At 60.4% G+C, this 25,960-nt stretch carries 29 protein-coding genes and 1 tRNA gene; 3 read left to right on the top strand and 27 right to left on the bottom strand.

What is annotated here, in order from left to right:
• Window positions 1-201 precede the first annotated feature (201 nt).
• Together argJ and secA are read right to left on the bottom strand one after the other, a co-directional pair.
• Entirely contained in the window at window positions 202-1,431 is a 1,230-nt protein-coding gene (gene argJ / locus QMY55_RS03935) for a bifunctional glutamate N-acetyltransferase/amino-acid acetyltransferase ArgJ (RefSeq protein ID WP_283487405.1), read from the bottom strand.
• A 241-nt stretch (window positions 1,432-1,672) separates the two neighbouring features.
• Window positions 1,673-4,432, bottom strand: coding sequence for a preprotein translocase subunit SecA (secA, locus tag QMY55_RS03930; protein ID WP_283487404.1), 2,760 nt, complete (start codon window positions 4,430-4,432; stop codon window positions 1,673-1,675).
• A 300-nt stretch (window positions 4,433-4,732) separates the two neighbouring features.
• Here secA and QMY55_RS03925 point away from each other — a divergent pair, with 300 nt between their 5' ends.
• Complete coding sequence (locus QMY55_RS03925) at window positions 4,733-5,038, top strand: hypothetical protein (RefSeq protein WP_283487403.1); 306 nt, start codon at window positions 4,733-4,735, stop codon at window positions 5,036-5,038.
• 51 nt (window positions 5,039-5,089) lie between these two features.
• On the opposite strand, the gene QMY55_RS03920 is transcribed toward QMY55_RS03925, so the two are convergent.
• From QMY55_RS03920 to petA, 6 genes are all read right to left on the bottom strand, one after another.
• Window positions 5,090-5,165, bottom strand: a tRNA-Thr gene (locus QMY55_RS03920).
• An 86-nt stretch (window positions 5,166-5,251) separates the two neighbouring features.
• A complete protein-coding gene (locus QMY55_RS03915) occupies window positions 5,252-5,761 on the bottom strand; it encodes a ClpXP protease specificity-enhancing factor (protein WP_283487402.1) in 510 nt (169 codons plus the stop codon).
• Between the two features lie 100 nt (window positions 5,762-5,861).
• Window positions 5,862-6,473 carry a glutathione S-transferase N-terminal domain-containing protein gene (locus tag QMY55_RS03910; RefSeq protein ID WP_283487401.1) on the bottom strand — a complete coding sequence of 204 codons (612 nt, stop codon included), beginning with the start codon at window positions 6,471-6,473 and terminating at the stop codon, window positions 5,862-5,864.
• A 98-nt stretch (window positions 6,474-6,571) separates the two neighbouring features.
• Window positions 6,572-7,327, bottom strand: a complete 756-nt coding sequence (locus tag QMY55_RS03905; protein ID WP_283487400.1) for a cytochrome c1 — start codon at window positions 7,325-7,327, stop codon at window positions 6,572-6,574.
• A 17-nt stretch (window positions 7,328-7,344) separates the two neighbouring features.
• The gene (locus tag QMY55_RS03900) at window positions 7,345-8,760 is read right to left on the bottom strand and encodes a cytochrome b (protein WP_283487399.1); all 1,416 of its coding nucleotides are present in this window, start codon (window positions 8,758-8,760) and stop codon (window positions 7,345-7,347) included.
• A gap of 14 nt (window positions 8,761-8,774) precedes the next feature.
• Window positions 8,775-9,377 carry a ubiquinol-cytochrome c reductase iron-sulfur subunit gene (petA, locus tag QMY55_RS03895; protein WP_283487398.1) on the bottom strand — a complete coding sequence of 201 codons (603 nt, stop codon included), beginning with the start codon at window positions 9,375-9,377 and terminating at the stop codon, window positions 8,775-8,777.
• Between the two features lie 149 nt (window positions 9,378-9,526).
• On the opposite strand from petA, the gene mscL reads away from it, so the two are divergent.
• Window positions 9,527-9,961 carry a large conductance mechanosensitive channel protein MscL gene (gene mscL / locus QMY55_RS03890; RefSeq protein WP_283487397.1) on the top strand — a complete coding sequence of 145 codons (435 nt, stop codon included), beginning with the start codon at window positions 9,527-9,529 and terminating at the stop codon, window positions 9,959-9,961.
• Window positions 9,962-10,133: 172 nt separating this feature from the next.
• On the opposite strand, the gene pdxA is transcribed toward mscL, so the two are convergent.
• The 3 genes from pdxA to QMY55_RS03875 form a co-directional block, all read right to left on the bottom strand.
• A complete protein-coding gene (gene pdxA / locus QMY55_RS03885) occupies window positions 10,134-11,198 on the bottom strand; it encodes a 4-hydroxythreonine-4-phosphate dehydrogenase PdxA (protein ID WP_283487396.1) in 1,065 nt (354 codons plus the stop codon).
• A gap of 147 nt (window positions 11,199-11,345) precedes the next feature.
• The gene (locus QMY55_RS03880; RefSeq protein WP_283487395.1) at window positions 11,346-12,098 is read right to left on the bottom strand and encodes a Nif3-like dinuclear metal center hexameric protein; all 753 of its coding nucleotides are present in this window, start codon (window positions 12,096-12,098) and stop codon (window positions 11,346-11,348) included.
• Between the two features lie 113 nt (window positions 12,099-12,211).
• Window positions 12,212-13,546, bottom strand: a complete 1,335-nt coding sequence (locus tag QMY55_RS03875; RefSeq protein WP_283487394.1) for an MFS transporter — start codon at window positions 13,544-13,546, stop codon at window positions 12,212-12,214.
• 365 nt (window positions 13,547-13,911) lie between these two features.
• On the opposite strand from QMY55_RS03875, the gene QMY55_RS03870 reads away from it, so the two are divergent.
• The gene (locus tag QMY55_RS03870; RefSeq protein WP_283487393.1) at window positions 13,912-15,069 is read left to right on the top strand and encodes a S1C family serine protease; all 1,158 of its coding nucleotides are present in this window, start codon (window positions 13,912-13,914) and stop codon (window positions 15,067-15,069) included.
• Between the two features lie 198 nt (window positions 15,070-15,267).
• On the opposite strand, the gene tatC is transcribed toward QMY55_RS03870, so the two are convergent.
• From tatC to QMY55_RS03790, 16 genes are all read right to left on the bottom strand, one after another.
• Entirely contained in the window at window positions 15,268-16,077 is an 810-nt protein-coding gene (tatC, locus tag QMY55_RS03865) for a twin-arginine translocase subunit TatC (protein ID WP_283487392.1), read from the bottom strand.
• 144 nt (window positions 16,078-16,221) lie between these two features.
• A complete protein-coding gene (gene tatB / locus QMY55_RS03860) occupies window positions 16,222-16,752 on the bottom strand; it encodes a Sec-independent protein translocase protein TatB (RefSeq protein ID WP_283487391.1) in 531 nt (176 codons plus the stop codon).
• A 24-nt stretch (window positions 16,753-16,776) separates the two neighbouring features.
• A complete protein-coding gene (tatA, locus tag QMY55_RS03855; RefSeq protein ID WP_283487390.1) occupies window positions 16,777-17,013 on the bottom strand; it encodes a Sec-independent protein translocase subunit TatA in 237 nt (78 codons plus the stop codon).
• 143 nt (window positions 17,014-17,156) lie between these two features.
• The gene (locus tag QMY55_RS03850) at window positions 17,157-17,531 is read right to left on the bottom strand and encodes a histidine triad nucleotide-binding protein (protein WP_283487389.1); all 375 of its coding nucleotides are present in this window, start codon (window positions 17,529-17,531) and stop codon (window positions 17,157-17,159) included.
• A 137-nt stretch (window positions 17,532-17,668) separates the two neighbouring features.
• Window positions 17,669-18,709 (bottom strand): patatin-like phospholipase family protein, encoded by a 1,041-nt coding sequence (locus tag QMY55_RS03845; RefSeq protein WP_283487388.1) that lies wholly within the window; start codon window positions 18,707-18,709, stop codon window positions 17,669-17,671.
• A 172-nt stretch (window positions 18,710-18,881) separates the two neighbouring features.
• Window positions 18,882-19,277: a DUF4870 family protein gene (locus QMY55_RS03840; RefSeq protein ID WP_283487387.1), complete on the bottom strand. Its 396-nt coding sequence runs from the start codon at window positions 19,275-19,277 to the stop codon at window positions 18,882-18,884.
• Window positions 19,277-19,657, bottom strand: a complete 381-nt coding sequence (locus tag QMY55_RS03835) for a phosphoribosyl-ATP diphosphatase (RefSeq protein WP_283487386.1) — start codon at window positions 19,655-19,657, stop codon at window positions 19,277-19,279. The genes QMY55_RS03840 and QMY55_RS03835 overlap by 1 nt, the downstream gene beginning before the upstream one ends.
• Window positions 19,658-19,662: 5 nt before the next feature.
• Window positions 19,663-20,052 (bottom strand): phosphoribosyl-AMP cyclohydrolase, encoded by a 390-nt coding sequence (gene hisI, locus QMY55_RS03830; RefSeq protein ID WP_283487385.1) that lies wholly within the window; start codon window positions 20,050-20,052, stop codon window positions 19,663-19,665.
• A gap of 115 nt (window positions 20,053-20,167) precedes the next feature.
• Window positions 20,168-20,968: an imidazole glycerol phosphate synthase subunit HisF gene (gene hisF, locus QMY55_RS03825; RefSeq protein ID WP_283487384.1), complete on the bottom strand. Its 801-nt coding sequence runs from the start codon at window positions 20,966-20,968 to the stop codon at window positions 20,168-20,170.
• A gap of 40 nt (window positions 20,969-21,008) precedes the next feature.
• Window positions 21,009-21,878, bottom strand: a complete 870-nt coding sequence (locus QMY55_RS03820) for a D-hexose-6-phosphate mutarotase (RefSeq protein ID WP_283487383.1) — start codon at window positions 21,876-21,878, stop codon at window positions 21,009-21,011.
• Window positions 21,871-22,614: a 1-(5-phosphoribosyl)-5-[(5-phosphoribosylamino)methylideneamino]imidazole-4-carboxamide isomerase gene (gene hisA, locus QMY55_RS03815; RefSeq protein WP_283487382.1), complete on the bottom strand. Its 744-nt coding sequence runs from the start codon at window positions 22,612-22,614 to the stop codon at window positions 21,871-21,873. Before hisA ends, QMY55_RS03820 begins: the two co-directional genes overlap by 8 nt.
• A gap of 57 nt (window positions 22,615-22,671) precedes the next feature.
• Complete coding sequence (hisH, locus tag QMY55_RS03810) at window positions 22,672-23,349, bottom strand: imidazole glycerol phosphate synthase subunit HisH (protein ID WP_283487381.1); 678 nt, start codon at window positions 23,347-23,349, stop codon at window positions 22,672-22,674.
• An 81-nt stretch (window positions 23,350-23,430) separates the two neighbouring features.
• Entirely contained in the window at window positions 23,431-24,054 is a 624-nt protein-coding gene (gene hisB / locus QMY55_RS03805) for an imidazoleglycerol-phosphate dehydratase HisB (RefSeq protein WP_283487380.1), read from the bottom strand.
• Window positions 24,051-25,169, bottom strand: coding sequence for a histidinol-phosphate transaminase (gene hisC / locus QMY55_RS03800; RefSeq protein ID WP_283487379.1), 1,119 nt, complete (start codon window positions 25,167-25,169; stop codon window positions 24,051-24,053). Before hisC ends, hisB begins: the two co-directional genes overlap by 4 nt.
• A gap of 49 nt (window positions 25,170-25,218) precedes the next feature.
• Window positions 25,219-25,668 (bottom strand): PIN domain-containing protein, encoded by a 450-nt coding sequence (locus tag QMY55_RS03795; RefSeq protein ID WP_283487378.1) that lies wholly within the window; start codon window positions 25,666-25,668, stop codon window positions 25,219-25,221.
• Entirely contained in the window at window positions 25,665-25,940 is a 276-nt protein-coding gene (locus QMY55_RS03790; protein ID WP_283487377.1) for a hypothetical protein, read from the bottom strand. Before QMY55_RS03790 ends, QMY55_RS03795 begins: the two co-directional genes overlap by 4 nt.
• Between the last annotated feature and the right edge of the window lie 20 nt (window positions 25,941-25,960).

The following is a 25,960-nucleotide window of genomic DNA, read 5'->3' as shown; positions in this document are numbered from 1 at the left end:
GCAACAAATATGACTGAGATCCAATACAAGCAAGCGTTAGCAGCTTCTCAATTTGAAGCGCAAATCATGGCCTGCGAGGCATAAAACTGGCGCAAGCCAAGCCAGAGATACCGAGCAAGCGCCGCCGCGCAGCGAAGGTATCGTCCCCCTCCGGCGCAAAGCGCCAGAGAGGGGGAAGCGGCAAAGCCGCTCAGGGGGTGACTAGGAACGATAATCAGCGTTGATCGTCACATACTCGTGACTCAGATCACAGGTCCACACGGTCTGCGCTGCATTGCCACGGCCCAGCAGCACACGCACCGAGATTTCCTGCTGCTTCATCACGCGCTGGCCATCTTCTTCCTTGTAGGAAGGGTTGCGGCCACCGTCGATCACCACATGCACGTCATCCAGATACAGATCGATTTGGGTCTGATCCAGATCGGCAATGCCAGCATAGCCCACCGCCGCCAGGATACGACCCAGGTTGGGGTCGGAGGCAAAGAAAGCTGTCTTGACCAGGGGCGAGTGAGCGATGGAATAAGCAACCAGACGGCACTCTTCCTCGCTCTTGCCTCCTTCGACCTTGACACTGATGAATTTGGTAGCTCCTTCGCCATCGCGCACAATGGCTTGAGCTAGTTTTTGCGCCACTTCCAGCAGCGCAGCCTTGAGCTGCTCGCCTTCGGCGCTGGAGAGCGTCGTGATCTGTGCATTGCCCGCCTTGTGGGTGGCGATCAGCACAAAGGAGTCATTGGTCGATGTGTCGCCGTCAATCGTCACACGATTGAAGGAGCCGTCGGCCAGCTCCTTGACCAGGGGTTGCAGCAGCTCGGGAGCAATCGCCGCATCGGTGGCCAGAAAACCCAGCATGGTCGCCATATTGGGGCGAATCATGCCCGCGCCCTTGCTGATGCCGGTGATGGCAACCGTCTTGCCACCGATGCTCACGCTGCGGCTGAAAGCCTTGGGCAGAGTGTCGGTGGTCATGATGCCTTCGGCAGCTGTAGCCCAGTTATCGGCCTTGGCAGCAGCGATGGCCTTGGGCAAGCCGGCCACGATGCGATCCACGGGCAGCTCTTCCATGATCACGCCGGTGGAAAAAGGCAGGATCTGGCCCGCATTCAGCTCCAGCTCCTTGGCCAGCGCAGCGCAGGTGGCACGTGCATTGGCCAGACCCGCAGCGCCAGTGCCGGCATTGGCATTGCCGGTGTTGATGACCATGGCGCGGATGCCGCTGCCCGCCGCCAGATGCTCGCGGCAAATCTGCACCGGCGCAGCGCAAAAACGGTTCTGCGTGAACACACCCGCAACCGACACACCTTCATCGAGCAGGAACACGGTCAGGTCCTTGCGATTGGCCTTGCGCACACCAGCTTCGGCGATGCCGATGCGAACGCCGTTGATCGCCAGCAGATCAGCAGCAACAGGAGCGGAGAGATTCACGGGCATTGCAAAAGTCCTTGTGATTGAGAAAACGCGCTCCATTATCGGAACAATCCAAGCCTTGCCGGGCTTTGTTGAGATTGCCCGAGTAAAAAGCCACTGCACAAACGCAAACACGGGCCTCAGCCCGTGTTGTGTTTGCGCTCCGCCAAATCGCTGACCCAAGTCAGAGACGCCAAGCAAGAGCCGCCTCGCGGCGAGGGCGTCGTCCCCCTTCCAGGGGGAAGCGGCAAAGCCGCTCAGAGGGTCACGACAATTTCCCGTGGCAGAGCTTGAACTTCTTGCCGCTGCCGCAGGGGCAAGGATCGTTGCGACCCACATGCACGCCCTCCGGCAGGGCCAGAGGCTCGGCCAGCGTCACATCGTCTTCTATGCTCATGGCCTCCGTCTCCGAAGGCGAGGCATAGCTCATATGCTCCAGGCTTTGCGCGCCGCGCTCGTTCATGGCGACGGCAGCTTCATCCATCTCTTCACGCGAACGCACCTGCACCGTCATCAACACACGGGTGACCTCGGACTTGACCTGGTCGATCAGCTGGCGGAACAGCTCGAAGGCTTCGCGCTTGTATTCCTGCTTGGGCTGCTTCTGGGCATAGCCGCGCAGGTGAATGCCCTGGCGCAGATAGTCCAGCGCGGCCAAATGGTCACGCCAGTTGGTGTCGAAGCTTTGCAGCAGCACGGCACGCTGGAACTGGGTGAAGTTCTCCTGACCGATCAGAGCCACCTTGGCATCGAACATATCGTTCGCGGCCTTGAGCACCATCTCCAGAATGTCTTCGTCGGTGATGGACTCCGAGGCAGCCACTTCCTGCTGCAGCGGCAGCTCGACCTGCCATTCGCTGGACAAGGCTTTTTCCAGGCCCGGAATATCCCACTGTTCCTCCATGGACTCGGGAGGCACGTACTGGTGCACCACGCCCGTGATCACGTCATCACGCATGGCAGCCAGCATGCCGGCCAGATCGCTGGAATCCAGAATATCGTTGCGCTGCTGGTAGATGACCTTGCGCTGGTCATTGGCCACGTCGTCATACTCCAGCAGCTGCTTGCGCATATCGAAGTTGCGTGCTTCCACCTTGCGCTGGGCCGACTCGATGGATCGCGTCACGATGCCGGCCTCGATGGCTTCGCCTTCGGGCATCTTCAGGCGATCCATGATGGCCTTGACGCGGTCACCCGCGAAGATGCGCATCAGCTGGTCGTCCAGGCTCAGATAGAAGCGCGAGGAACCGGGGTCGCCCTGACGGCCCGAACGGCCACGCAGCTGGTTGTCGATACGGCGCGACTCATGGCGCTCTGTCGCAATGATGCGCAAGCCGCCCAGGGCCACGATCTTGTCATGCTCCACACGCCAGTCGGCACGCAGCTGCTCGATCTTCTGCTGACGCTGCTCGGAGCTCAAGGCCTCGTCTGCCTCGATGGCAGAGATCTCCTTGTCGATATTGCCGCCCAGCACGATGTCGGTACCACGGCCAGCCATATTGGTGGCGATGGTGATCATGCCTTCGCTACCGGCCTGGGCGATGATGTCGGCTTCGCGGTCGTGCTGCTTGGCATTGAGCACCTGGTGCGGCAGAGCTTCGCGCGTCAGCAGCTGGTCGATAATTTCGGAGTTCTCGATCGAGGTTGTTCCCACCAGCACGGGCTGGCCGCGCTCGTAGCATTCGCGGATGTCCTTGATCGCAGCGTCGTACTTTTCCTTGGTAGTCTTGTAGACGCGATCGAGCTGGTCCTGGCGCTTGCTGGGCTTGTTGGGCGGTACGACCACGGTTTCCAGACCGTAGATTTCCTGGAACTCGTAGGCTTCGGTATCGGCCGTACCCGTCATGCCCGACAGCTTGCGGTACAGGCGGAAATAGTTCTGGAAGGTGATCGAGGCCATGGTCTGGTTCTCGGCCTGAATGGTCACGCCTTCCTTGGCTTCCACGGCCTGGTGCAGACCATCGCTCCAGCGGCGGCCTGCCATCAGGCGGCCCGTGAACTCGTCCACGATCACAATTTCGCCATCCTGCACCACATAGTGCTGGTCGCGGAAATACAGTTGGTTGGCACGCAGCGCTGCGTACAGATGGTGCACCAGCGAAATGTTCGATGGGTCGTACAGCGACGAGCCTTCGGCAATCAGACCGGCATGCGCCAGCAGACGCTCGGCCGCCTCATAGCCCTGATCGGTCAGATAAACCTGATGAGACTTTTCGTCGACCGTGAAGTCGCCGGGCTTGGTCACGCCTTCGCCCGTGCGGGGATCGGCCTCGCCTTCCTGGCGCACCAGACTCGGAACGATCTGGTTCATGGCCACATACATGGCCGTGTGATCTTCGGCAGGGCCTGAGATGATCAGTGGGGTACGCGCCTCGTCGATCAGGATCGAGTCCACCTCGTCGACGATGGCGTAGTTCAGCACGCGCTGCACGCGATCCACGGGCTCGTAGACCATGTTGTCACGCAGGTAGTCGAAGCCGTACTCGTTATTCGTACCGTAGGTGATGTCGGAGTTATACGCTGCCTGCTTCTCCTCACGCGAGAGGTTGGGCAGGTTGATGCCTACTGTCAGGCCCAGGAAGTTGTACAAGCGCGACATGGTCATCGCATCGCGCCTGGCCAGATAGTCGTTGACGGTCACCACATGCACGCCGTCGCCGGACAGGGCATTCAGGTAAACCGGCAAAGTTGCAGTCAGCGTCTTGCCTTCGCCGGTGCGCATTTCGGCAATCTTGCCTTCGTGCAAGGCCATGGCGCCGACCAGCTGCACATCGAAATGGCGCATCTTCATGACGCGTTTGGAGCCCTCGCGCACCACGGCAAAAGCTTCGGGCAGCAAGGCGTTCAGCGATTCGCCCTTGGCGACGCGATCCTTGAATTCCTGTGTCTTGGCGCGTAATGCCTCATCGCTGAGCTTTTCGTACTCAGGCTCCATCGCATTGATGCGAGCGACTGTCTTGCGGTATTGCTTGAGCAACCGGTCATTGCGGCTGCCGAACAGTTTGGTGAGGAAATTGGTGGCCATGCGTGCAAAGACACCCTGCTCTCATGCGTCACAGACGTAGAGCACGATGCCCAGAATCCCTTGATTGTTGGTATTCAAATGGGGCCGTCCCAGCGGCAATCAAGAGCCTGCTTTAACCATTAAAGCCGGCCTGAACTGCCAAAAACTGAAACACGGACCAAAAAATGATTCTAACCGCGCAAGCCACCCTAGGTTTTTCGCTGTTTTTGCGCCTGGACAGGGCATTCGCCCTTGCCCTGCAGGCCTGCAGGCCATCCGCTCTGGGATAAGCTGCCTTCTGCCCATCAGTCTGCCGCCGCCATGACCATTGTTCGCCGCCATCACGCCGTCACAGCCATCACTGCCGTGGAGTCTTCACCCACCTTGGCCAAGCTGGCGGCGCTGACTCAGGACTCCAGCAGGCGACTCAAGGCCGTGCAGCCCCTGATTCCACCCATGCTGCGTGCCAGTCTTCAGGCTGGCCCTATCGAGGGTGATTGCTGGTGCCTGCTGGTCAAGAACAATGCCGCAGCGGCCAAGGTGCGCCAGTTGCTGCCGGCCATGGCCGCCCATTTGCGCAGCAAGGGCTGGAACGTAGCCAGCATCCGCATCAAGGTTCAGGGCTGAAGCCAGCCGAGGCCAGAAAACAAAAAAGGCCTCCGAAGAGACCTATTTGTTTGGTGCCGGTTGTCGGATTCGAACTGACGACCTACCGCTTACAAGGCGGGTGCTCTACCAACTGAGCTAAACCGGCGAAGCCCAAATTCTAACTGAGAAATTTGCTCTCAAAATTGGAAGCGGCAATTTATTTGCAAATTCCCGCCTGCCTTGCCTGCTGCCTTACTTGACCCGCTTCAGCGCAGGGCGGCCACCGGCGGGAGGTGGCGTACGGGGCTGATCGTCATCTGGGTCATCGTCCTCGGCCTTCGCTGTGACCAGCTGCACCACACGGTCTTCAGCAGCGTGTTCCTCATCCAGCGCGGCCTCCAGCTCTTCGGATTCGACTTCAGCAGCTTCATCCAGCTCTTCGTCCTCCGGCGGGAAAGCCATGCCTTGTCCGGTCTCGCGCGCATAAATGGCCATGACGTTGACCACGGGCACCATGATCTCGCGAGGCTTGCCGCCAAAGCGGGCCGTGAACTGCACATAGTCGTTACCGATGAGCAGGCCGCTGGTGGCGTCATAGCTGATGTTGAGCACGATCTGTCCATCGCGCACAAATTCCATCGGAACCTGGGTATTGCGATCCACACGCACTGCGATGTGAGGAGTGAACCCATTGTCGGTGCACCACTCCATCAGGGCACGCAGCAGATAGGGGCGGGTCGATGTCGCTTCAGGGGCTGTCATGTCGTTTCCTGACCAATCAATTCCGGACATTTGCAAAGACAAAAAAGCGGGCAGATGAAGGAAACCTCCTTCAGCGTGCCCGCTCCATGCTCATGTGCAATTACTTGCGCATGACCTTTTCAGAAGGCGTCAGCGCTTCAATATAGGCGGGGCGCGAGAAGATGCGCTCGGCATACTTGAGCAAAGGAGCTGCGTTCTTGGACAGCTCGATGCCGTAGTAGTCCAGGCGCCACAGCAGGGGAGCGATGGCCACGTCCAACATGGAGAAGTTCTCGCCCATGATGTACTTGTTCTTCAAGAAGATGGGAGCCATCTGGGTCAGACGGTCGCGAATATGAGCACGAGCCTTTTCCAGTGCCTTCTCGTTGCCCTTGACGTTGCGCTCTTCCAGAGTGTTCACGTGCACGAACAGCTCCTTTTCGAAGTTCAGCAGGAACAGGCGCACACGGGCACGGTCCACGGGATCACCGGGCATCAGCTGGGGATGGGGGAAGCGCTCGTCGATGTACTCGTTGATGATGTTCGACTCGTACAAGATCAGGTCGCGTTCCACCAGGATAGGCACCTGGCCATAGGGATTCATCACGCTGATTTCTTCGGGCTTGCTGAACAAGTCCACATCGCGGATTTCGAAATCCATGCCTTTTTCAAACAGCACAAAGCGGCAGCGGTGTGAGAAGGGGCAGGTCGTTCCCGAATAAAGCACCATCATGGTGGAGGCTCCTAAAAATCAAAAAGAGTGGGTCGCCCACGGCGCCCCACTCTGCACTAACACGGTTTGGCTGCAGACAGCATCTGCACAGCAACAACTTACTTGACGTCTTTCCAGAACGCGGCGTTCAGGCGCCAGGCTACAAAGATGAAGAAAGCCAGGAAAATCAGCACACCCACGCCAACCTTGGTACGGGTATTTTGGGCAGGCTCTCCCATCCATTGCAGGTAATTCACCAGATCGCCAACCGCTTGATCGTACTGCACTGCGGTCATCTTGCCAGGAGTGATCTGCTCCCAACCCTTGAAGACCTGGGTCTTAGTGCCGTGATCATCGTGTTCCTCGAAGATCGCGCGACGTTCGCCCTGCAGCTCCCACAGCGCATGCGGCATGCCTACGCTGGGAAAGGCCAGATTATTCCAGCCTGTGGCTTTTGTGTCATCCCGGTAGAAAGTACGCAAGAAGGTATACAGGTAATCCGCGCCACTTCCACCCGCCCCCGCACGCGAGCGCGCAATGACGGTCAGATCCGGCGGATTGGCACCAAACCACTCCTTGGCCTCCTTGGGGTTGATGGCTGCCTTCATGGTTTCACCGACCTTATCGGTGGTGAACAGCAGGTTGTCCTTGATGTCCTGATCGGTCAGGCCGATGTCTTTCAGGCGGTTGTAGCGCATGAAGGCAGCGGAGTGGCAGCTCAGGCAGTAATTGACAAAAATCTTGGCGCCGTTTTGCAGCGAGGCCGTATCACCGGTATTGACCGGGGCCTTGTCCCAGTGAATACCACCTTCGGACGCTTGCGCGCCACCCATGATGCCCAGGGCTGCAACCAGGGTCAGAATCAGTTTCTTCATTCTTGTTGTCTCCCGGTTCAGTGAGGCTTGAAGGTCACACGCTCAGGCACAGGCTTGGACTCGCCCAAACGGCTCCACCACGGCATCAGCAGGAAGAAGCCGAAATAGAACAGGGTTCCAACCTGCGACACCTTCTCACCCACGGGCGAGGGAGGCTGCACGCCCAGATAGGCCAGGATGACAAAGTTCACGACGAACACGGCATACACATACTTGTGCCAGCTGGGTCGGTAACGAATCGACTTGACCGGGCTGCAATCGAGCCATGGCAGGGCAAACAGGATGATGACGGCACCACCCATGATCACCACGCCCCAGAACTTGGCATCGATGGACAGCATCATGGCGATCACGGCCAGAGCCACGATACCCACTGCACCCTTGGCAAAGCCAGGCAGGCGGGACTTCAGGATGCCGTAGCCGGCACCCAGCACCACGCAGGCGATCAGCACATACACCATCTCGCTGGTGATGGCACGCAGCATCGAATAGAAGGGCGTGAAGTACCAGACGGGAGCAATGTGATTGGGCGTCTTGAGCGGATCGGCCGGGATGAAGTTGTTGTACTCCAGGAAGTAGCCACCGAACTCGGGCGCAAAGAACACCACGGCCGAGAACAGGAACAGGAACACCGTCACACCGAAGATGTCGTGCACCGTGTAGTAGGGGTGGAAAGGCACGCCATCCAGCGGACGGCCCTTTTCATCCTTGGGTGCATTCGGACCCTTGATCTCGATGCCATCGGGATTGTTGGAGCCCACATCGTGCAGCGCCAGCAAGTGCGCCACCACCAGGCCCAGCAGCACCAGAGGCACGGCAATCACGTGGAAGCTGAAGAAGCGGTTCAACGTGGCGTCACCCACCACATAGTCACCACGAATCAACAGCGCCAGATCGGGACCGACGAAGGGGATGGCAGCAAACAGGTTCACGATCACCTGCGCGCCCCAGTACGACATCTGACCCCAAGGCAGCAGATAGCCCATGAAGGCTTCGGCCATCAGCACCAGGAAGATGGCGCAGCCGAAGATCCAGACCAACTCACGCGGCTTGCGGTAGGAACCGTAGAGCAGACCGCGGAACATGTGCAGATACACGACGATGAAGAAGGCCGATGCGCCCGTGGAGTGCATATAGCGGATCAGCCATCCCCAGGGCACATCGCGCATGATGTACTCGACCGATGCGAACGCCTTGTCTGCATCGGGCTTGTAGTGCATCACCAGGAAGATGCCGGTCACGATCTGGATCACCAGCACCAGCAGGGCCAGCGAGCCGAAGATGTACCAGAAGTTGAAATTCTTGGGAGCGTAGTACTCCGACATATGGACGCGGTAGGCGTCAAATGCTGTCGGGAAACGGTTCTCCAACCAGTTCATCGCCTTCGCTCCGGTCGTGGAGTTCGGGTCAATTTGCTTGAATTCGTGGGCCATTGTTCTTGTCTCCCTCAGGCGGTCTTCTTGTCTTCACCAATCAGGATCTTGGTGTCAGACAGATACATGTGCGGAGGCACCTGAAGGTTATCGGGCGCAGGCTTGTTCTTGAACACGCGGCCTGCCATGTCAAAGGTCGAGCCGTGGCAAGGGCACAGAAAGCCGCCCTTCCAGTCGTTGGGCAGCGAAGGCTGCGGACCCGCGTGGAACTTGTCGGTAGGAGAGCAGCCCAGGTGGGTGCAAATGCCGACCACCACCAGCACTTCGGGCTTGATGGAGCGCGCTTCGTTTTGCGCATAGACGGGAGTGAACTCTTCCGGGTGGCGCTGCGACTTGGGGTCAGCCAGCTCCGCGTCCAGGCTTGGCAGCTCCTTGAGCTGCTCGGCCGTACGCTTGATGATCCAGACAGGTTTGCCTCGCCATTCGACGGTGAGCTTCTCACCCTCTTTGAGGCTGGAGATATCCACCTCTACCGCAGCACCTGCTGCCTTGGCTTTTTCAGAAGGCTGAAAGGAGCTCACAAAAGGGACGGCCGTTGCCACACCGCCCACGGCACCAGCACAGGCTGACGTGATGATCCACGTGCGCTTGCTGGAGTCGACTGGAGAGTCACTCATGGATTTCCTCGAAGTACATCGCTTGATTTGGGGTCAACTGCAAATTCTAGCGGCGGGGTTATGGTTATTCCAGCCCATGTCCGACGTTGACAAGCGCCAAAGTCACGCAATACTGCGCTATCTCAAACTCTCAGTGACTGGAACTGCTTATGGGCATGATGCAAGAATTCCGCGAATTCGCAATCAAGGGAAACGTGATGGATCTCGCCGTGGGCGTGATCATTGGCGGCGCGTTTGGCAAGATCGTGGACTCGGTGGTCAGCGATCTGATCATGCCTCTGGTAGGCCTGATCTTTGGCAAGCTGGACTTCTCCAATCTGTTTGTGGTGCTGGGCACCATGCCCGAGGGTGTGCCGCGCACACTGGACGCATTGAAGAAGGCCGGAGTTCCTGTTTTTGCCTACGGCAGCTTCATCACCGTGGCGGTGAACTTCCTGATTCTGGCCTTCATCATCTTCATCATGGTCAAGCAAATCAACCGTCTCAAGCGCGAAGCACCGGCCGCTCCAGAAGAAGCGCCTGCTACGCCTGAAGACATCCAGCTGCTGCGCGAGATCCGCGACAGCCTCAATCGCAAAGCCTGAAAAAACAGATTTCAAGATACTCGGCCTGCTGCACCCAGCAGGCTTTTTTCATCCTGATTTTTCTTGATCAAGAGCTTGCAATGCCATGCAGCGATGACTGAACTCACTCTCAAAAAATGAAGAGCGCATTGCGAGCGGATGGCTGCAATCGGCCATCGCTTTGGCTTGCGATTCAGGCCGCCAGATTGCGCGCCATCTGCACGGCCTGCAGCAGGCTGGCTGCGTCGGCAATGCCTTTTCCGGCGATGTCAAAAGCGGTTCCGTGATCCGGGCTGGTGCGCACCAGAGGCAGCCCCAGCGTCACATTCACGCCGTCCTCCACACCCAAATATTTGACCGGGATCAACCCTTGGTCGTGGTACATCGCCAACACTGCATCGAATTCCCCAGGGTGATCCAGCGTGTTTCGCGCGCGCATGAACACGGTATCGGGTGCAAAGGGCCCGGATGCATCGATACCTTCGGCCCGCGCAGCCGCAATCGCCGGCGCAATGATGTCGATTTCCTCGCGGCCAAAAATGCCGCCCTCCCCTGCATGCGGGTTCAAGCCGGCCACGGCAATGCGTGGTGAGCGGCCCAGACTTTTGCTCAAAGCCTGATGCGTGATGCGCAAGGTCTGCAGAATCTGCGGCTGCGTGACGGCCTCGATGGCTTCGCGCAAAGAGACATGAATGCTGACCAGCACCGTGCGCAACTCGTCGTTGGCCAGCATCATGCGCACCGGCATCTGTGCAATCGAAACACCGGCATGCATGGCGGCCTCGGCCTGCAACAGCTCGGTGTGACCGGGAAAAGCGACACCTGCCAGATGCAGCGCTTCCTTGTGCAAAGGCGCCGTCACCAGGGCCGCAATCTCGCCACGCAAAGCCGCTTGCGCGGTCCAGACCACGCACCTGGCCGCCGCCTCGCCCGCCGCCGCCGATATCTGGCCATAGGGCTGAGGACCAGCCAGCCCCGGCAGCCCCAGCAATGCGATCGCACCTTCGGGTACAGACCAGGCATCCTGCGGTTGGTCAATCACGGCAATGGGTTGAGCAATGCCTTGTTCGCCGTCGGCGGCCCTGGCCGCCAGGGCCGTGGCACGGCGCAGCGTCTGCAATTCCCCCACGACAAAACAGCCGCGCAGCAGCTGCGGCTGCGCACGAAAAGCCTTGGCAATGATTTCGGGACCAATGCCGGCGCAGTCACCCTGGGTGATGGCTATGGGCAAGGCAGCAGTTGTTTCGGCAGCAAACATAGAGATTAAGCTCAAACCCTTTGTTTTAAAGCGCTTGCAGCTATCAAATTAAATAGAACTGACGCAAATGAGGATGCACCAAGGCAGCGTCCTTGAGGCGAAACGCTTACCTGGGCCTAATTTGCGCAAGTCGTGTCAATAAACAGCTCAGGCGGGATTATCGATCTCTATCCACTGGTGCTTTATGCCGCACTCCCGCGCCACATGGTCAGCCACAGCCGGTGCGCCATAACGCTCGGTCGCATGGTGGCCGGCCGCAATAAAGCTCACCCCAGTCTCACGCGCCAGATGGGCCTGAGGCTCCGAAATCTCCCCCGTGATGAAGGCGTCGGCACCTGCGGCAATGGCCGCCTCGAAAAAGCCCTGGGCACCCCCTGTGCACCAGGCCAGCTTGTGGATGGGTCGCGAAGCATCTGCACTGACCAAGGTGGCACTGCGTCCCAGCACGGTTTGCACATGGGTGTTCAGCGCATCGGCATTGGCAAAATCGGCATCGGCCAGCCAGCCCAGGTTCTGGTCGCCGAATGCGGCCTGCCCTTGCACACCCAGCCTGGCGCCGAGCTGCGCGTTATTGCCCAGCTCTGCATGGGCGTCCAGCGGCAGATGGTAGGCATACAGATTGATGTCATGGGCCAGCAGCAGGCGTATGCGTTCCTTGAGCCAACCGGTGATGCGACCATCCATGCCGCGCCAGAAAAGGCCGTGGTGCACGAAGATGGCATCGGCCCTGGCGTCAATGGCGGCCTCGATCAACGCACGGCTGGCCGTGACGCCGCTGACGATGCGGCGGATTTCGCCCTTGCCCTCCACTTGCAGGCCATTGGGGCCGTAGTCCTTGAATCGCTCGGGTTGCAGCAGTCCATTGAAGACGGACAGCAGGTTGTTTCGCTCAATGCTCATGGCTGCCATTGTGCCAAGACCATCCTATCCATGACCAAAGCTTCCCTATGCGCAGGACGGCCAGCAAGGGCCGCCCCGCAGCAAAGGCCGTCGTCCCCTTTGGGGAAGGCGCGTCAGCGACTCAGGGGGACCGAAGCCTGCCAGCCCTTGCAGGCCAGCGGCCAGAAGCCCATGACCACACCCAGCACGCCCATGGCGGCCACATAGTGGGCAGGCGCCATCACATCCACCTGTTGCCACACCGAGACCAGCATGGGAGTTAGACCACCGAACACCGCATAAGCCATGTTGTACGAGAAGGACAGACCGGTGAAGCGCACCTCGGGCGGAAAGGCGCGCACGCCCACCACGGGCAGCAGCGAGATGGCACCCACAAAGAATCCCACCGTCGCATAGGTGCAGACCAGCGAGGCCTCGGTACCTGGCAGGTTCAGATAGAACAGATAGGCAGTGGCCGTCATGCCGCCCCAGCCGATGATCATGCTCAGCCTGGTGCCGATCTTGTCGGACAGCCAGCCCCAGAACACGCAGCCTATGGTCAGCGTCACCGTGGCCACCGCATTGGCCTTGAGCGCATCCGCAGGAGCGATGTGAAAGACCTTTTGCAGATAGGCGGGCGTGAACAGAATCACCACCACGATGGCTGTGGACAGCACCCAGGTCATCAGCGCAACGACGATGCTGGCCTCACGGTGGTCACGCAAAATGGTCTTGATGGGCAGCTCGCGGTCCACGGCCTTGCGGGCCTGCATCTCCTGGAAGATGGGGGTCTCGTGCAGAAACTTGCGCAGATACACCGACACCAGGCCAAACACCCCACCCAGGATGAAGGGGATGCGCCAGGCCCAGTCGTGCACTTCCACCTGGCTGTACGTGCTGTTAAGCCATACGCCAATGATGGAGCCCAGGAAAATGCCGCCGGTAATGCCCGAGGTCAGCGCGCCAATGGCAAAGCCATAACGTTTTTGCGGTGCGTGCTCGGCCACGAACACCCAGGCACCGGGCATCTCGCCACCAATGGCTGCGCCCTGCATCACACGCATCAGCAGCAGCAGGATGGGCGCCGCGATGCCGATGGAGGCATAGGTGGGCAACAGGCCGATGACCAGCGTGGGCACGGCCATCAGAAAGACGGACAGCGTGAACATTTTCTTGCGGCCCAGGATGTCGCCGAAGTGGGCAATCAGAATGCCGCCAATGGGGCGGGCCAGATAGCCAGCCGCAAAAATGCCCAGCGTCTGCAGCTGGCGCATCCATTCAGGCATCTCCGCCGGAAAGAACAGGCTGCCAATCACATTGGCAAAAAAGACGAACACCACGAAGTCATAGAACTCCAGCGTTCCGCCCAGGGCCGACAGGCCCAGGGTCTTGTAGTCCTCCCGGTTCAGGGAACGGTTTTTCGCAGCAGCCGACGTGGTTATCGGGGCGGCGGTGTCAAGCGTAGTCATGGTGTTTCCTAGATCGAACAGCAGGACAGCGCGGATAGAAGCGGCTCGCACGGGTCAGCGTGCAGCAGCAAACCGGATGCGGCGGGCTTCAGGTGCAAAGCCACGCTTGGCGAGAGATGAGCGCTTGGTGGGCAATCACTCTGGCAAACGGCGACATTGGCGCAGTCGAAAAATCATTCTAGGGTTTACACCCATGGCTACAGCCGCTGCAAAACTATAGATGGCCGCAACCCTATGCCTGCCTCGCGTGCAGAACTTGCAACTTTGCGTTAAGCAAATACAAGCAAGCTCAATGCCCGTCATCAGGGCCCATGGCGCCATGCTTCACAATGGGGCTTGTTTCCACCACTTTTCATACGCATTACATGAAACGCACCTGGTTGCTGTTTTCGCAGGTCGTCACCGTGCTGGTGGCTATCTATTTTGTAGTAGCTACCCTACAGCCCACTTGGCTTCAGCGCGGAAATGTCCGCAGCAGTGCTGGCGTCTCCCTGCTGCAGGCCCCAGCTGCGCCAGCCGGTGAAGTCGCCCCTGGCAGCTTTGCACCTGCCGCCCGCAAGGCCGCACCCGCCGTGGTCAGCATCAACACCAGCAAGGCCGTGCGTCATCCACGCGCCAACGATCCCTGGTTCCAGTTCTTCTTTGGCGACCAGGGTCCGCAAGAGCAATCTGGTTTGGGTAGCGGCGTCATCATCAGTCAAGATGGCTACATCCTGACCAACAACCATGTGGTCGAAGGTGCCGACGATATCGAGGTCACGCTGACCGACAGCCGCCAGGCCAAGGCCAAGGTGATAGGCACCGACCCAGAGACCGATCTGGCCATTCTCAAGATCGAACTCGACAAGCTACCCGTCATCGTGCTGGGCAACTCCGATCAGGTGGCCGTGGGCGACCGCGTGCTGGCCATCGGCAACCCCTTCGGCGTGGGCCAGACCGTGACCAGCGGCATCATCAGCGCGCTGGGCCGCAGCCAGCTGGGCATCAACACCTTCGAGAACTTCATCCAGACCGATGCCGCCATCAACCCCGGCAACTCCGGCGGCGCACTGGTCGATGCCAACGGCAGCCTGCTGGGCATCAACACCGCCATCTATTCACGCTCGGGCGGCAGCATGGGCATAGGCTTTGCCATTCCAGTATCCACGGCCAAGATGGTGCTGGACGGCATCGTCAAGGACGGCAAGGTCACACGCGGCTGGATTGGCGTGGAGCCCAACGAGCTCTCGCCCGAGCTGGCCGAAACCTTTGGCGTCAAGGCCGATGCCGGCGTCATCATCACCGGCGTGCTGCAGGCCGGCCCCGCAGCCCAGGCCGGCATGCGCCCAGGCGATGTGATCGTCAAGGTCGGCGAAACCGACATCCACAATGTCTCGCAACTACTGACGGCCGTGGCCGCACTCAAGCCCGGTGAGGCCTCCAAGTTCGAAGTGCGCCGTGGCGACAGCGAAGTGGCTCTGGCCATCACCCCCGGCGTACGACCTGCGGCCAGCACCTTGCAGCAAGGCGCGCGCCGCCGCTAACTCAAACAGCACAGCGGCATCCAAGGGTTCCGCCTCCGCTCACCACCAGCCAGCGCAATGCGCTGGCTTTTTTATGCATCAAATCGGCATCTGGCGCTTTCCCATCAAGCGCTTGCAGCTATCAAAACCGATAAAAACAAAAGCCCTTGAATCGCTTCAAGGGCTTTGGGGATCAGAACTCGGCCATAGGCCGCAGCTTCAATTCTGATCGGCAGGCTTGTCCACTTCGGTGCTTTCGGGCAACTCGCCTTCGGGGCGCGATGCCTTGTTGAACCAGCGGGCGCCAACAATGCCCACCTCGTACAGCAGGCACATGGGGATGGCCAGCGCCAGTTGCGAAATCACGTCGGGAGGCGTGATGACGGCCGCAATGATGAAGGCCACCACGACAAAGTAGCCGCGGAAGGACTTGAGCTTGTCAATCTCCACCAGGCCAAAGCGCACCAGCAGCATCACCACGATAGGCACCTGGAAGGCCGCCGCAAACGCGATGTAGAGCGCAAGGATGGCCTCCACATAGGAAGCGATATCCGGCGTCGCCGCCACGCTGGCCGGTGTGAAGTGCTGGATGAACTTGAACATATTGCCCAGCACGAAGAACTGCACAAAGGCAATGCCGGCATAAGCCAGCAGGCTGCCGAACAGGATCAGCGGCAGCGCAAACTTCTTTTCATGGCTGTACAGGCCCGGCGCCACAAAAGCCCATATCTGGTACATCAGCCAGGGCAGCGCCAACAGCACGGCCACCATCATCAGCACCTTGAGCGGCACAAAGAACGGCGAGAACACGCCCACTGCAATCAGCTTGGCGCCGGGCGGCATGTGCTCCTTGATGGGATGAGCGATAAAGTCGATCAGCCCGTCTGGGCCGGGCCAGAAAAACAGAATGGCCAGCGCCACGCCAATGCCGTAGATGCAGTACAGCAGTCGATCACGCAGCTCCATCAGGTGCTGCACAAACGGCTGCTCGGTGCCGGCCAGTTCGTCTTCTTTAGAGGGTTCGGACATGGTGCAAAACCGCGTCGAAGCCGATGGGGCTCCGCACGCTTGAAACAACAACGCCCGCTGACACGGGCAAGAGGCGAACTGCCGGAGCAAAACCTGCTGCCTCAGCAGGCGAGCCAAGGATCTGCAGGCTGCGTCCGCGCATGCTCAATGGAACTTCTTGGGCCGAAAACGCGCCACGCGCGCTGCACCCGACTGAACCTTGGTGCGCACGCCTGCGCGCGCCTTGTACCACTGCGGCACGGCACCACGCTTGAGGCGCCAGTTCTTGCGCGGGTGTCGGTAGCTGGGCACCACGGCGCTGTGCGTATCGGACTCGCCATAGCTGCCATAGCCGCCATCCGAGCCATAGGACTCGTACGACGATGCGGAAGTCATATGCGCGTCGTCGCGCAAATCCTTGGTCGCATCGCTCAAGTCCTTTTCGAGGTCAGAGGCCTGGGTGCGAATGCTGGACTCCACATCCCGCGCAGCACCCTCGACCGTTTCCTTCATCTTGCGCAACTCATCCAGCTCCATGGAGCGGTTGACTTCCGCCTTGACGTCGGCCACATAACGCTGCGCCCGGCCCAGCATCGTGCCCACCATGCGGGCAACGCGCGGCAGCTTCTCGGGGCCGATGACCACCAGGGCCACGGCTCCGATCAGAGCCATCTTGGACAGGCCAATATCAAACATCTATCAGTGCCAAGTTGCCAGCGATCAGCTCTTTTGCTTGGCTTCCACGTCGATGGTGGCCTTGTCTGCAGCCTGCTGGCTGGCAACCTGACCAGCAGCGGGAGTGGATGCGGGGTCGGTTGTGCCTTCCTTCATGCCATCCTTGAAACCCTTGACGGCGCCGCCCAGATCGTTGCCGATGTTCTTGAGCTTCTTGGTGCCGAACACCAGAACCACGATGAGCAGCACGATCAGCCAGTGCCAGATAGAAAACGAGCCCATGAGAATCTCTCCTAAGAATTGCAAACCATTTTAGACGGCGCCTGTGTCAGATTGTCTGCAATGGCCCAAAAAGCCCGCCACTCGGAGCTGTATCTGGGTGCAAGCCCTGTATGGCGATGGTTTGGCTGCGATCGGCCCTTGAATCAGCCCTTGAGCCAGGGACGGGGGCCGCCCTTGACGTGGAGATGCAGGTGATGGACTTCCTGACCACCTTCGGTGCCGGTATTGACCATGACACGGAAGCCACCATCGGGATAGGGATTGCAGCCCTGTTCCAGCGCCAGCTTGGGTGCCAGCACCATCATGCGTCCCAGCAGCGCCGCATCTTCGGCACCAACCTGGGCCAGGGAGGGAATGTGCTTCTTGGGGATCATCAGGAAATGCACCGGGGCCGATGGATTGATGTCGTGGAAAGCAAAGATTTCCTCATCCTCGTACACCTTGCGCGAAGGGATCTCCCCCCTGGCAATGCGGCAGAAAATACAGCTGGAATCGTAGTGGGAATCGTGGTCGTGCATGGGTGCTTGTCAATTCAATGGTTGCGCCACTCATCCTTGTGAGCCTGGCGCGATCCAAGCCAGGGACGGCCAACAAGGGCCGCTCCGCAATAGAGGCCGTCGCCCCCTGGGGGATGGCGCAAAGCGCCTCAGGGAGGTCAGACCATATTGTCGTTGAATCGCAGCGTCTGCCGCACACCGAGATGCTCGCGGTTGCGGTGCAGCCATTCCTGGGCGCGCTCGCGCCCCAGAGAGAACAGCTCGCGCACCAGGGTGATATCGGCCCGCGCCTTGCTGGATGCACCAAAGGGCTTGAGCACCTCGCCGCCATCGATGCGGTGCATCAGCACATGCTTGTAGCGATCCGAGTCCAGGCGTTTTTGCTCCAGCATGCGCACCACGAACTCGATGGCTCGCAGCTCGGCCAGCAAGCCCGCGTTGAAGGTCACCTCGTTCATGCGGTCCATGATCTCGCTGGCGCTATCGGGCAGCTTGTCCGACTCCTTGGGGTTGATCTGCACCAGCAGGATGTCCCGGCTCTTGGTCTCGTACAGCAGCGGATACAGCGCCGGGTTGCCCGAAAAACCGCCGTCCCAGTAATGCTCGCCATCGATTTCCACGGCCTTGAACATCTGGGGCAGACAGGCCGAGGCCATGATGGCGTCCGCCGTGACCTGCTCCCCGGTGAAGATCTTGCCGCGGCCCGTGCGTACATTGGTGGCGCAGACAAAGAGCTTGGGAACCACGGCAGCGTTTTCCGGATGCACCAGGGTGTCGAAGTCCACCACGCGGGTCAGCAGCTGGCGCAGCGGGTTGATATTGAGCGGATTGGTCTGGTAGGGAGACAGGAACTGGTTGAGTACGCCCATGATGGGCACGCCCGGCAGCGGCACGCCCCACAGAATATTGCCCATGGTTCCCATGGTTCCCACGCCCTCCCAGAGCTCGCGCAGCGCCTGGCGGGCCAGATCCCGCCCCAGATGCAGGGCATCTGCCGGTTTTTTCTCCTGCGCGGCTGCCTGGGCAAAGCCATGCGCCAGCACCACGGCGTTCATGGCTCCGGCGCTGGTGCCGCTGATGCCCTCAAAGACCAGTCCATCGTCTTCCAGCAACGCATCCAGCACACCCCAGGTCAAGGCGCCATGCGATCCCCCGCCCTGCAAGGCCAGATTGAGTGTGTGCGGTGTTGCTGCAGCCATGCGCCGTCCTGTGATTCGTGAAGATGAAGGCACAGGTTAGCGGCTCGCAGTGCTTTCGCCCAGCCATGCATCGCGCAAGACGATGTCAGCGTTGTTCTGCTGCACTGCAGCAGCATCAGGTACAAAAAAGCCCCTGCGGTCCTCACAGGGGCTTAGGGTCAGTCCTTGGGATTCAGGACTGAACGGACTGGTTCTTGTTCATGGCGACCATGCCGCGCACGATGCGGTAGAGGAACCAGATGGAGATCACCACCCAGGCGGGGTTGAAGATCAACAGGCCCAGCAGGAAGAACGGGAAGGTGACGGCGTAGAGCACGGCGGCCCACAGCACGCTGCGCAGACGCCAGGAGAAATGACTCTCCTGCCAGGTGCCGCGCGCATCGTCACGTTTGACCAGGTCGATGATGACGGCCACGATCAGCAAAAACACGCTGACCTGCGCACCCGGCAGCACGGCGGCCACGGCCACGATCAGGTGCAGCAGATAGCTGACCCAGCCCCAGGCCTTCAGGCCTTCGATTTCGGACTGGGTGCTGCTGTGCACATCCACAACGTCTCGATCATTCATCAGGCATTTCCTTTCTCCTGCTCGGCACGTTCATTGGCCTTGCGCAGGGCTTTTTCCTCCAGACCGCTGAGACCTTCACGGCGCTCCAGCTCGGCGATGACCTGCGCGGGCGTGAGACCAAAGTGTGCCAGGGCAATCATGGAGTGAAACCACAAGTCCGCCACTTCGTAAAGGAATTCGCCCTTGTCACCACCGTGCTCGGCATCCTTGGCCGCCATCACGACCTCGGTGGCCTCCTCGCCGATCTTCTTGAGAAAGGCATCGGGGCCCTTGTGCAGCAGGCGCGCCACATAGCTTTTCTCGGGGTCGCCACCGTTGGCGGGCTTGCGGCTTTCGATCACCGCCGCCAGGCGGGCCAGAGAATCTTGAGAAGAAGTCATGTCAGTTATTTGTAGATGGAATCAGGATCTTTCAAGACCGGATCAATGGGCGTCCACTGTCCATCTCGCAACACGCTGTAAAAACAGCTGTGCCGACCCGTATGGCAGGCAATGCCGGGCTCGTGTCCGGTCTGCGTGACCTGCATGAGAACGACGTCGTTATCGCAGTCGATGCGCAGCTCGTGGACGGTCTGCACATGGCCCGATTCCTCGCCCTTGAACCAGAGCTTGTCACGTGAACGGCTGAAGTACACGGCGCGGCCCAGCTCGGCCGTCTTGGCCAGCGCCTCACGGTTCATCCAGGCAAACATCAGCACATCGCCTGTGTCTTTTTCCTGGGCGATGACGGGCACCAGGCCCTTTTCATCCCATTTGACTTGATCTAGCCATTCCATGGTGATTCCTGATTTCATAGCGGCTAGCGCTTTTTTCTCGTCATATTTCATATGAAATCACGAAAATATGACTTCCAATCAGCGCCAAAAGCTATTGATTAAATAGCGTCAATGTTTACAAGCGTACGGGAATGCCGCGCGCGCGCATGCATTCCTTGGCCTGCTGCACCGTGTATTCACCGTAGTGGAAGATGCTGGCGGCCAGCACGGCATCGGCGCCGCCTATGGTGACACCATCGGCCAGATCGTCCAGATTGCCCACACCGCCCGAGGCGATCACGGGCACGCCCACGGCATCGGCCACGGCGCGGGTCAGCTTCAGGTCAAAGCCGCTCTTGGTGCCGTCCTTGTCCATGCTCGTCAGCAGGATCTCGCCGGCGCCGCGCCTGGCCATTTCTTCGGCCCAGCGCACCACATCGAGGCCCACATTCTTGCGACCGCCATGGCTGTACACATCCCAGCCCGGGCCCATGGGCGTGCCGGCAGGGCCTATGCGCTGCTCGTCTTCGGGCGTGCGGCGCTTGGCATCGATGGCCACGACGATGCACTGCGCGCCGTACTTGTCGCTGCAGGCGTTGATGGTGTCGGGGTTGGAAATGGCGGCCGAGTTGAAGCTGGTCTTGTCGGCCCCTGCGTTGAGCAAACGGCGCACATCGTCCACCGTGCGCACGCCGCCGCCCACGGTCAGCGGAATGAAGACCTGCGAGGCCACGGCCTCGATGATGGGCAGGATCAGATCGCGGCCATCGCTGGTGGCGGTGATGTCCAGAAAAGTCAGCTCGTCCGCACCCTGGGCGTTGTAGCGCGCGGCGATTTCCACCGGGTCGCCCGCATCGCGCAGCTCCAGAAAGTTGACGCCCTTGACCACGCGGCCACCGGTGACGTCAAGACAGGGAATGATGCGTTTGGCAAGCATGATGAACTCTCTGAACGATGAAAAACAAGGGCAGCGCAGATCAGTGCGCTGTCAGATGCTGGGCTGCTTTCCAGCATTGGCCGGGAGCGACGATGACCGCTGCGTCAATGGCTGCAGCTTCCACGCAGAGCATCTGCTGCCAGCTGGCAGGCTCCATATCCTTGAGCGTGGCGCACAGCGCTGGGCCGGGGTTCCAGACCACGGTTTCGCTCCATGCCGCGTCCTGTGCAATCTGCAGCCAGGGCTGATTTCCAGCCAGCAACTGCAGAGGTTCGTCAGCGCGCGGATAGACACTGTCAGTCTCCACACCAAAGCGCAGCGCGCCTTGCTGCCGGGGATGGGTGTCGGCCACCGCATCCCAATAGCTCAAATCCTGCAGGCCCTGCAAAGCAGCTTGCTCAACATCCGGCACGCGCAAATAACTGTGCAGTGCAGCAGTGAATGGCAAGTCTTGTGTACCGCCGTTGTTCACAGCCAATTCCACACGCAACTGACCGGGCGTGAGCTGCACAGTCAGCACCGCTTCAAATTCGTGTGGCCAGACGGCGCGCGTGGCTTCGGTGTCTTTCAGGCGCAACTTCAGCTGCACGCCATCGTTGCCCAGCGCTTGGGCCTTATCGGCCGCCCAGCTCATGATGCGGGCAAAGCCATGCTTGACCAGGGGGCCACGCTGATTGAACTGGGGAAAGCAGACCGGAATGCCGCCGCGAATGGCGGTCCGGCCATCGTGGACGGCCAACGGGCTGAGGAACAGACGCTCCTGCCCCTGGCTGACCCAGGACAGCACCTGCGCGCCTTGCAGGCAGATCAAGGCCGAGTCACCCTGACCCAGCTTTAAAGCGATAGCGGGCAGCCCTTGCCAGTTGGTCGTTTGGACTTGGGTTCGGGCCTGAAATATCGAATCATTCACCGGTGAGTTCGTCCGCGCGTTCCTGGCCTGCGGCAAAGTCCAGATCGCCGGTATAGATGGCACGGCCGCAGATCACGCCTTCCACACCCTCGTCCTGCACCTTGCACAGCGCTTCGATGTCGGACATGCCGGAAAGACCACCGGAGGCGATGACGGGAATCTTCAACGACTGAGCCAGCTTGACGGTGGCGTCGATGTTGATGCCGGTCAGCATGCCGTCGCGGCCGATGTCGGTGTAGATGATGGATTCCACACCCCAGCCCTCGAAGCGCTTGGCCGTCTCGATCACGTCCTGGCCGGTGAGCTTGCTCCAGCCGTCGATGGCCACCTTACCGTCCTTGGCGTCCAGGCCCACGATGATGTGGCCGGGAAAGGCACTGCAGGCATCCTGCAGGAAACCGGGGTTCTTCACGGCCGCCGTGCCGATGATCAGGTATTCGATGCCCAGATCGATATAGCGTTCAATGGTGTCCAGATCACGGATGCCACCGCCCAGTTGCACGGGAATCTCGCCATCGACTTCCTTGAGGATGCTCTTGATGGCCGACAGGTTCTTGGGCTGGCCCGCAAAGGCGCCGTTCAGATCCACCAGATGCAGGCGACGGGCGCCCGCATCCAGCCACTTGGCGGCCATGGCGGCGGGGTCCTCACCGAAGGTTGTGGACTGGTCCATATCACCCTGAATCAGGCGTACGCAGTGGCCGTCCTTGAGGTCGATAGCGGGGATGAGCAACATGATGGTGATCTGCTAGCAAGTTTGGCCGTCAGAAATGGCCAGTGCACAAAGAAAACTTCAGGGCTTCCAGCCCAGGAAGTTGCGGAACAGCGCCAGCCCCTGGTCCGAGCTTTTCTCGGGGTGGAACTGGGTGGCGAAAATATTATCGCGTGCAACAGCACATGCAAAGAGGCCGCCATAGTCGGCCTCGGCAGCGCAATGCTCGCCTTGCTGCACCTGCGCATAGAAGCTGTGCACAAAGTAGTAGAAGCTGCCGTCGGGAATGCCTGCCCACAGCGCATGGGGCTTGCCGCCATGCAGGGTCTGATGCACGCGGTTCCAGCCCATTTGCGGCACCTTGAAGCGGCTGCCGTCGGCCTGGTTCTTGCCGGCCAGATCGAACTTGCGCACATCGCCGGGAATCAGCCCCAGGCCCGGCACATCGCCTTCATCGCTATGGTCGAGCAGCATCTGCATGCCCACGCAGACACCGAACAGCGGCTTGTTGGCGGCCGCATCGAGCACGGCCTGCTGCAGGCCGCCGTCATGGGCCTCGCGCAGCTCGCGCATGCAGTCGGGCATGGCGCCCTGACCTGGCAGGACCACGCGGTTGGCCGCTTGGACCGCCTCGGGATCGGCCGTAACGACCACCTCCCAGCCCGTGTCCGCTGCGGCCGTGCGCACAGCCTGGGAGACAGAGCGCAGATTGCCCATGCCGTAATCGACCACGGCCACGGTGTTGTTCTTCAAACTCATAGCAGCTACCGCTTGTAGAGATTGGCTTTTATAAACAAAAAGCTTCGAGATGCTGTGTGAACAGGCGCAAGAAGCTCCTGATTACAGAGCACCCTTGGTCGAGGGAATCACGCCCGCCATGCGCTCATCATGCTCCAGCGCGAAGCGCATGGCACGCGCAAAGGCCTTGAAAATGGTTTCGCACTGGTGGTGAGCGTTGAAGCCCTTGAGGTTGTCGATGTGCAAGGTCACACCGGCATGGTTGACAAAGCCCTGGAAGAATTCGAAGACCAGCTGCGTGTCGAGCTGACCGATGCTGCCGGCCGTGAACTTCACATCCATGTGCAGCCCGGGGCGGCCCGAGAAGTCAATGACCACGCGCGACAGCGCTTCGTCCAGCGGCACATAGGCATGGCCGTAGCGGCGAATGCCTTTCTTGTCGCCAATGGCCTTGGCAAAGGCCTGGCCCAGGGTGATGCCGATGTCCTCCACCGTGTGGTGGCCGTCGATATGCAGATCGCCCGCGCATTCGATGTCCATGTCGATCAGGCCGTGACGCGCGATCTGGTCGAGCATGTGGTCGAGGAAACCGATACCCGAATTGAGGCTGGCCTTGCCCGTGCCGTCCAGGTTCACACGCACGGCCACACGGGTTTCGGCCGTGTTGCGGGTGACTTCAGCGGTACGTGGCAGCGGTGCTGCGGAGGTGGTCACCAGATTGTTCATAAAGACTCCTTGAGGGCCGCCAGCATCTGGGCGTTTTCTTCGCGGGTGCCCACGGTCAGGCGCAGGCAGTTGTTGAGCAGCGGATGCATGGCCGAGACGTTCTTGACCAGCACGCCACGCTTTTTCATTTCGGCTTGTGCCCTGCCCGCGTCAGCCACGCGCAGCAGCACCATATTGGCCTCGGAGGGCCAGATTTTTTCCACGCCTTCAAGAGCAGCCAGCGCATCGATCAGCGGCTGGCGTTCGGCGCGGATGGCGGCAGCCTGTTCGGCATACAGCGACTCGTGCTCCAGCGCGAAGATGGCGGTTTCGCAGTTGAGCACGCTGATGTTGTAGGGCGGGCGCACCTTGTCGATCTCATGCACCAGGGCCGCCGGGCCGATCAGATAACCGAGGCGTGCACCGGCCAGACCGAATTTGCTGAGCGTGCGCATCAGCAGCACATGCTGGTTGCGTTCGGGCTCGGCCTTCATGCGCGTGATCCAGCTGCGGCTGGCGAAGGGCTGGTAGGCCTCATCCATGACGACCAGGCCGCCGATCTGCGCCACGGCGTCGACGATGGCCTGCACCTTGTCCTCTTCCCACAGCGTGGCCGTGGGGTTGTTGGGGTAGGCGATATAGGTGATGGCGGGCTTTTGCGCAGCGATCGCGGCCTGCATGGCGGGCACATCCAGGTCGAAGTCGGCCGTCAGATTGACGGAGACAAAGTCCAGCCCCTGCAGCTTGGCCGACAGCGGATACATCACAAAGCCGGGCATGGGTGCCAGCATCTTGGCGCGGGCACCTTCGGTGGGCTGAGCCGTTGCCAGCGCCAGCAAGGTGATGATCTCGTCCGAACCATTGCCCAGCAGCACAGCCGAGCCCGCAGGTGCGCCAGCGTAGTCGGCCAGCATTTTCTTGAGCACTTCCAGGCGCTCGCCGGGGTAGCGGTTGATTTCGAGCGCCCCCAGACGCTCGCCCAGCTGTTTTTGCAACGCGGCAGACAGGCGGTAGGGGTTCTCCATCGTGTCCATCTTCAGCAGGCCCTGCGAATCCTGCACATGATAGGCCTGCATGGCGCGCACATCGGCGCGAATGCGTTGCAAAGCCTGGGAGGAGATATCTGGAGTCGTCATGGGATTCACTCTTTCACACGGAGGTGGGCTTGGCCTGGTTTGGCGACACTCACGCTTCTGGATCCTGGGGGGCTGCCTGCTGCAGCGGGTGCACCACGGTCACGCCGCCGAACTCTGCGCCATGGGGCAGATGCAGACTCAGAATATGGCTGCAGCCGCTGTGCTGGGCACAGGCCACGGCCAGGCAATCGCCAAAGTCCAGGGCATGGCGGGCCTGCACGGCCCAGGCGGTTTCCAGCGTGGCGGCATCGGTCTTCCATGGTGTCCAGGTCTGATAGCGGCGAATCGCAGCGCGGGCATCGCCCTGGGGCATGGGGTTGGCGGCGGTGGTGACCTGATCGTAGAACTCGACCAGTGCCTGGTTGCCGGTGCGGCCCGTGCGGCTGCGCCATAGCGCATCCAGCCAGCTCAGTGTGGCGGTGTACAGATCGGCACCGGCCACATCCTCGGCCGCCACCAGCACCGATGTGTCGACAAACACCGTGGTCATGGCGCTCATTGGGCAGCTCCGGCTCTCATCTCTTTTTGCGCACCAGCGCGCTTGGGGCTTGCACTGCGCGCCACGGCTTTGGATGCAGAGGCAGACTCGGCCTGCCAGTTGCGCTCATCGGTGCGCCAGGCCAGATAGGCGCGCTCATACGAGTCTTCGCGGCGCTGCATCTCGGCCATGAAGTCACCCAGCATGCGCGAAACACTGGTGCCGCGACGAGCGGCTTCCACGCGAGCCCATTCGAGCACGCTGTCTTCCACGGTGATGGTGACGTTCTTCATGCCTCGCATAGTACACGAAA

The sequence above is a fragment of the Comamonas resistens genome, from assembly GCF_030064165.1.
Taxonomy (GTDB): Bacteria; Pseudomonadota; Gammaproteobacteria; order Burkholderiales; family Burkholderiaceae_C; genus Comamonas; species Comamonas resistens.
This window is presented reverse-complemented; position numbering and strand designations above follow the sequence as displayed.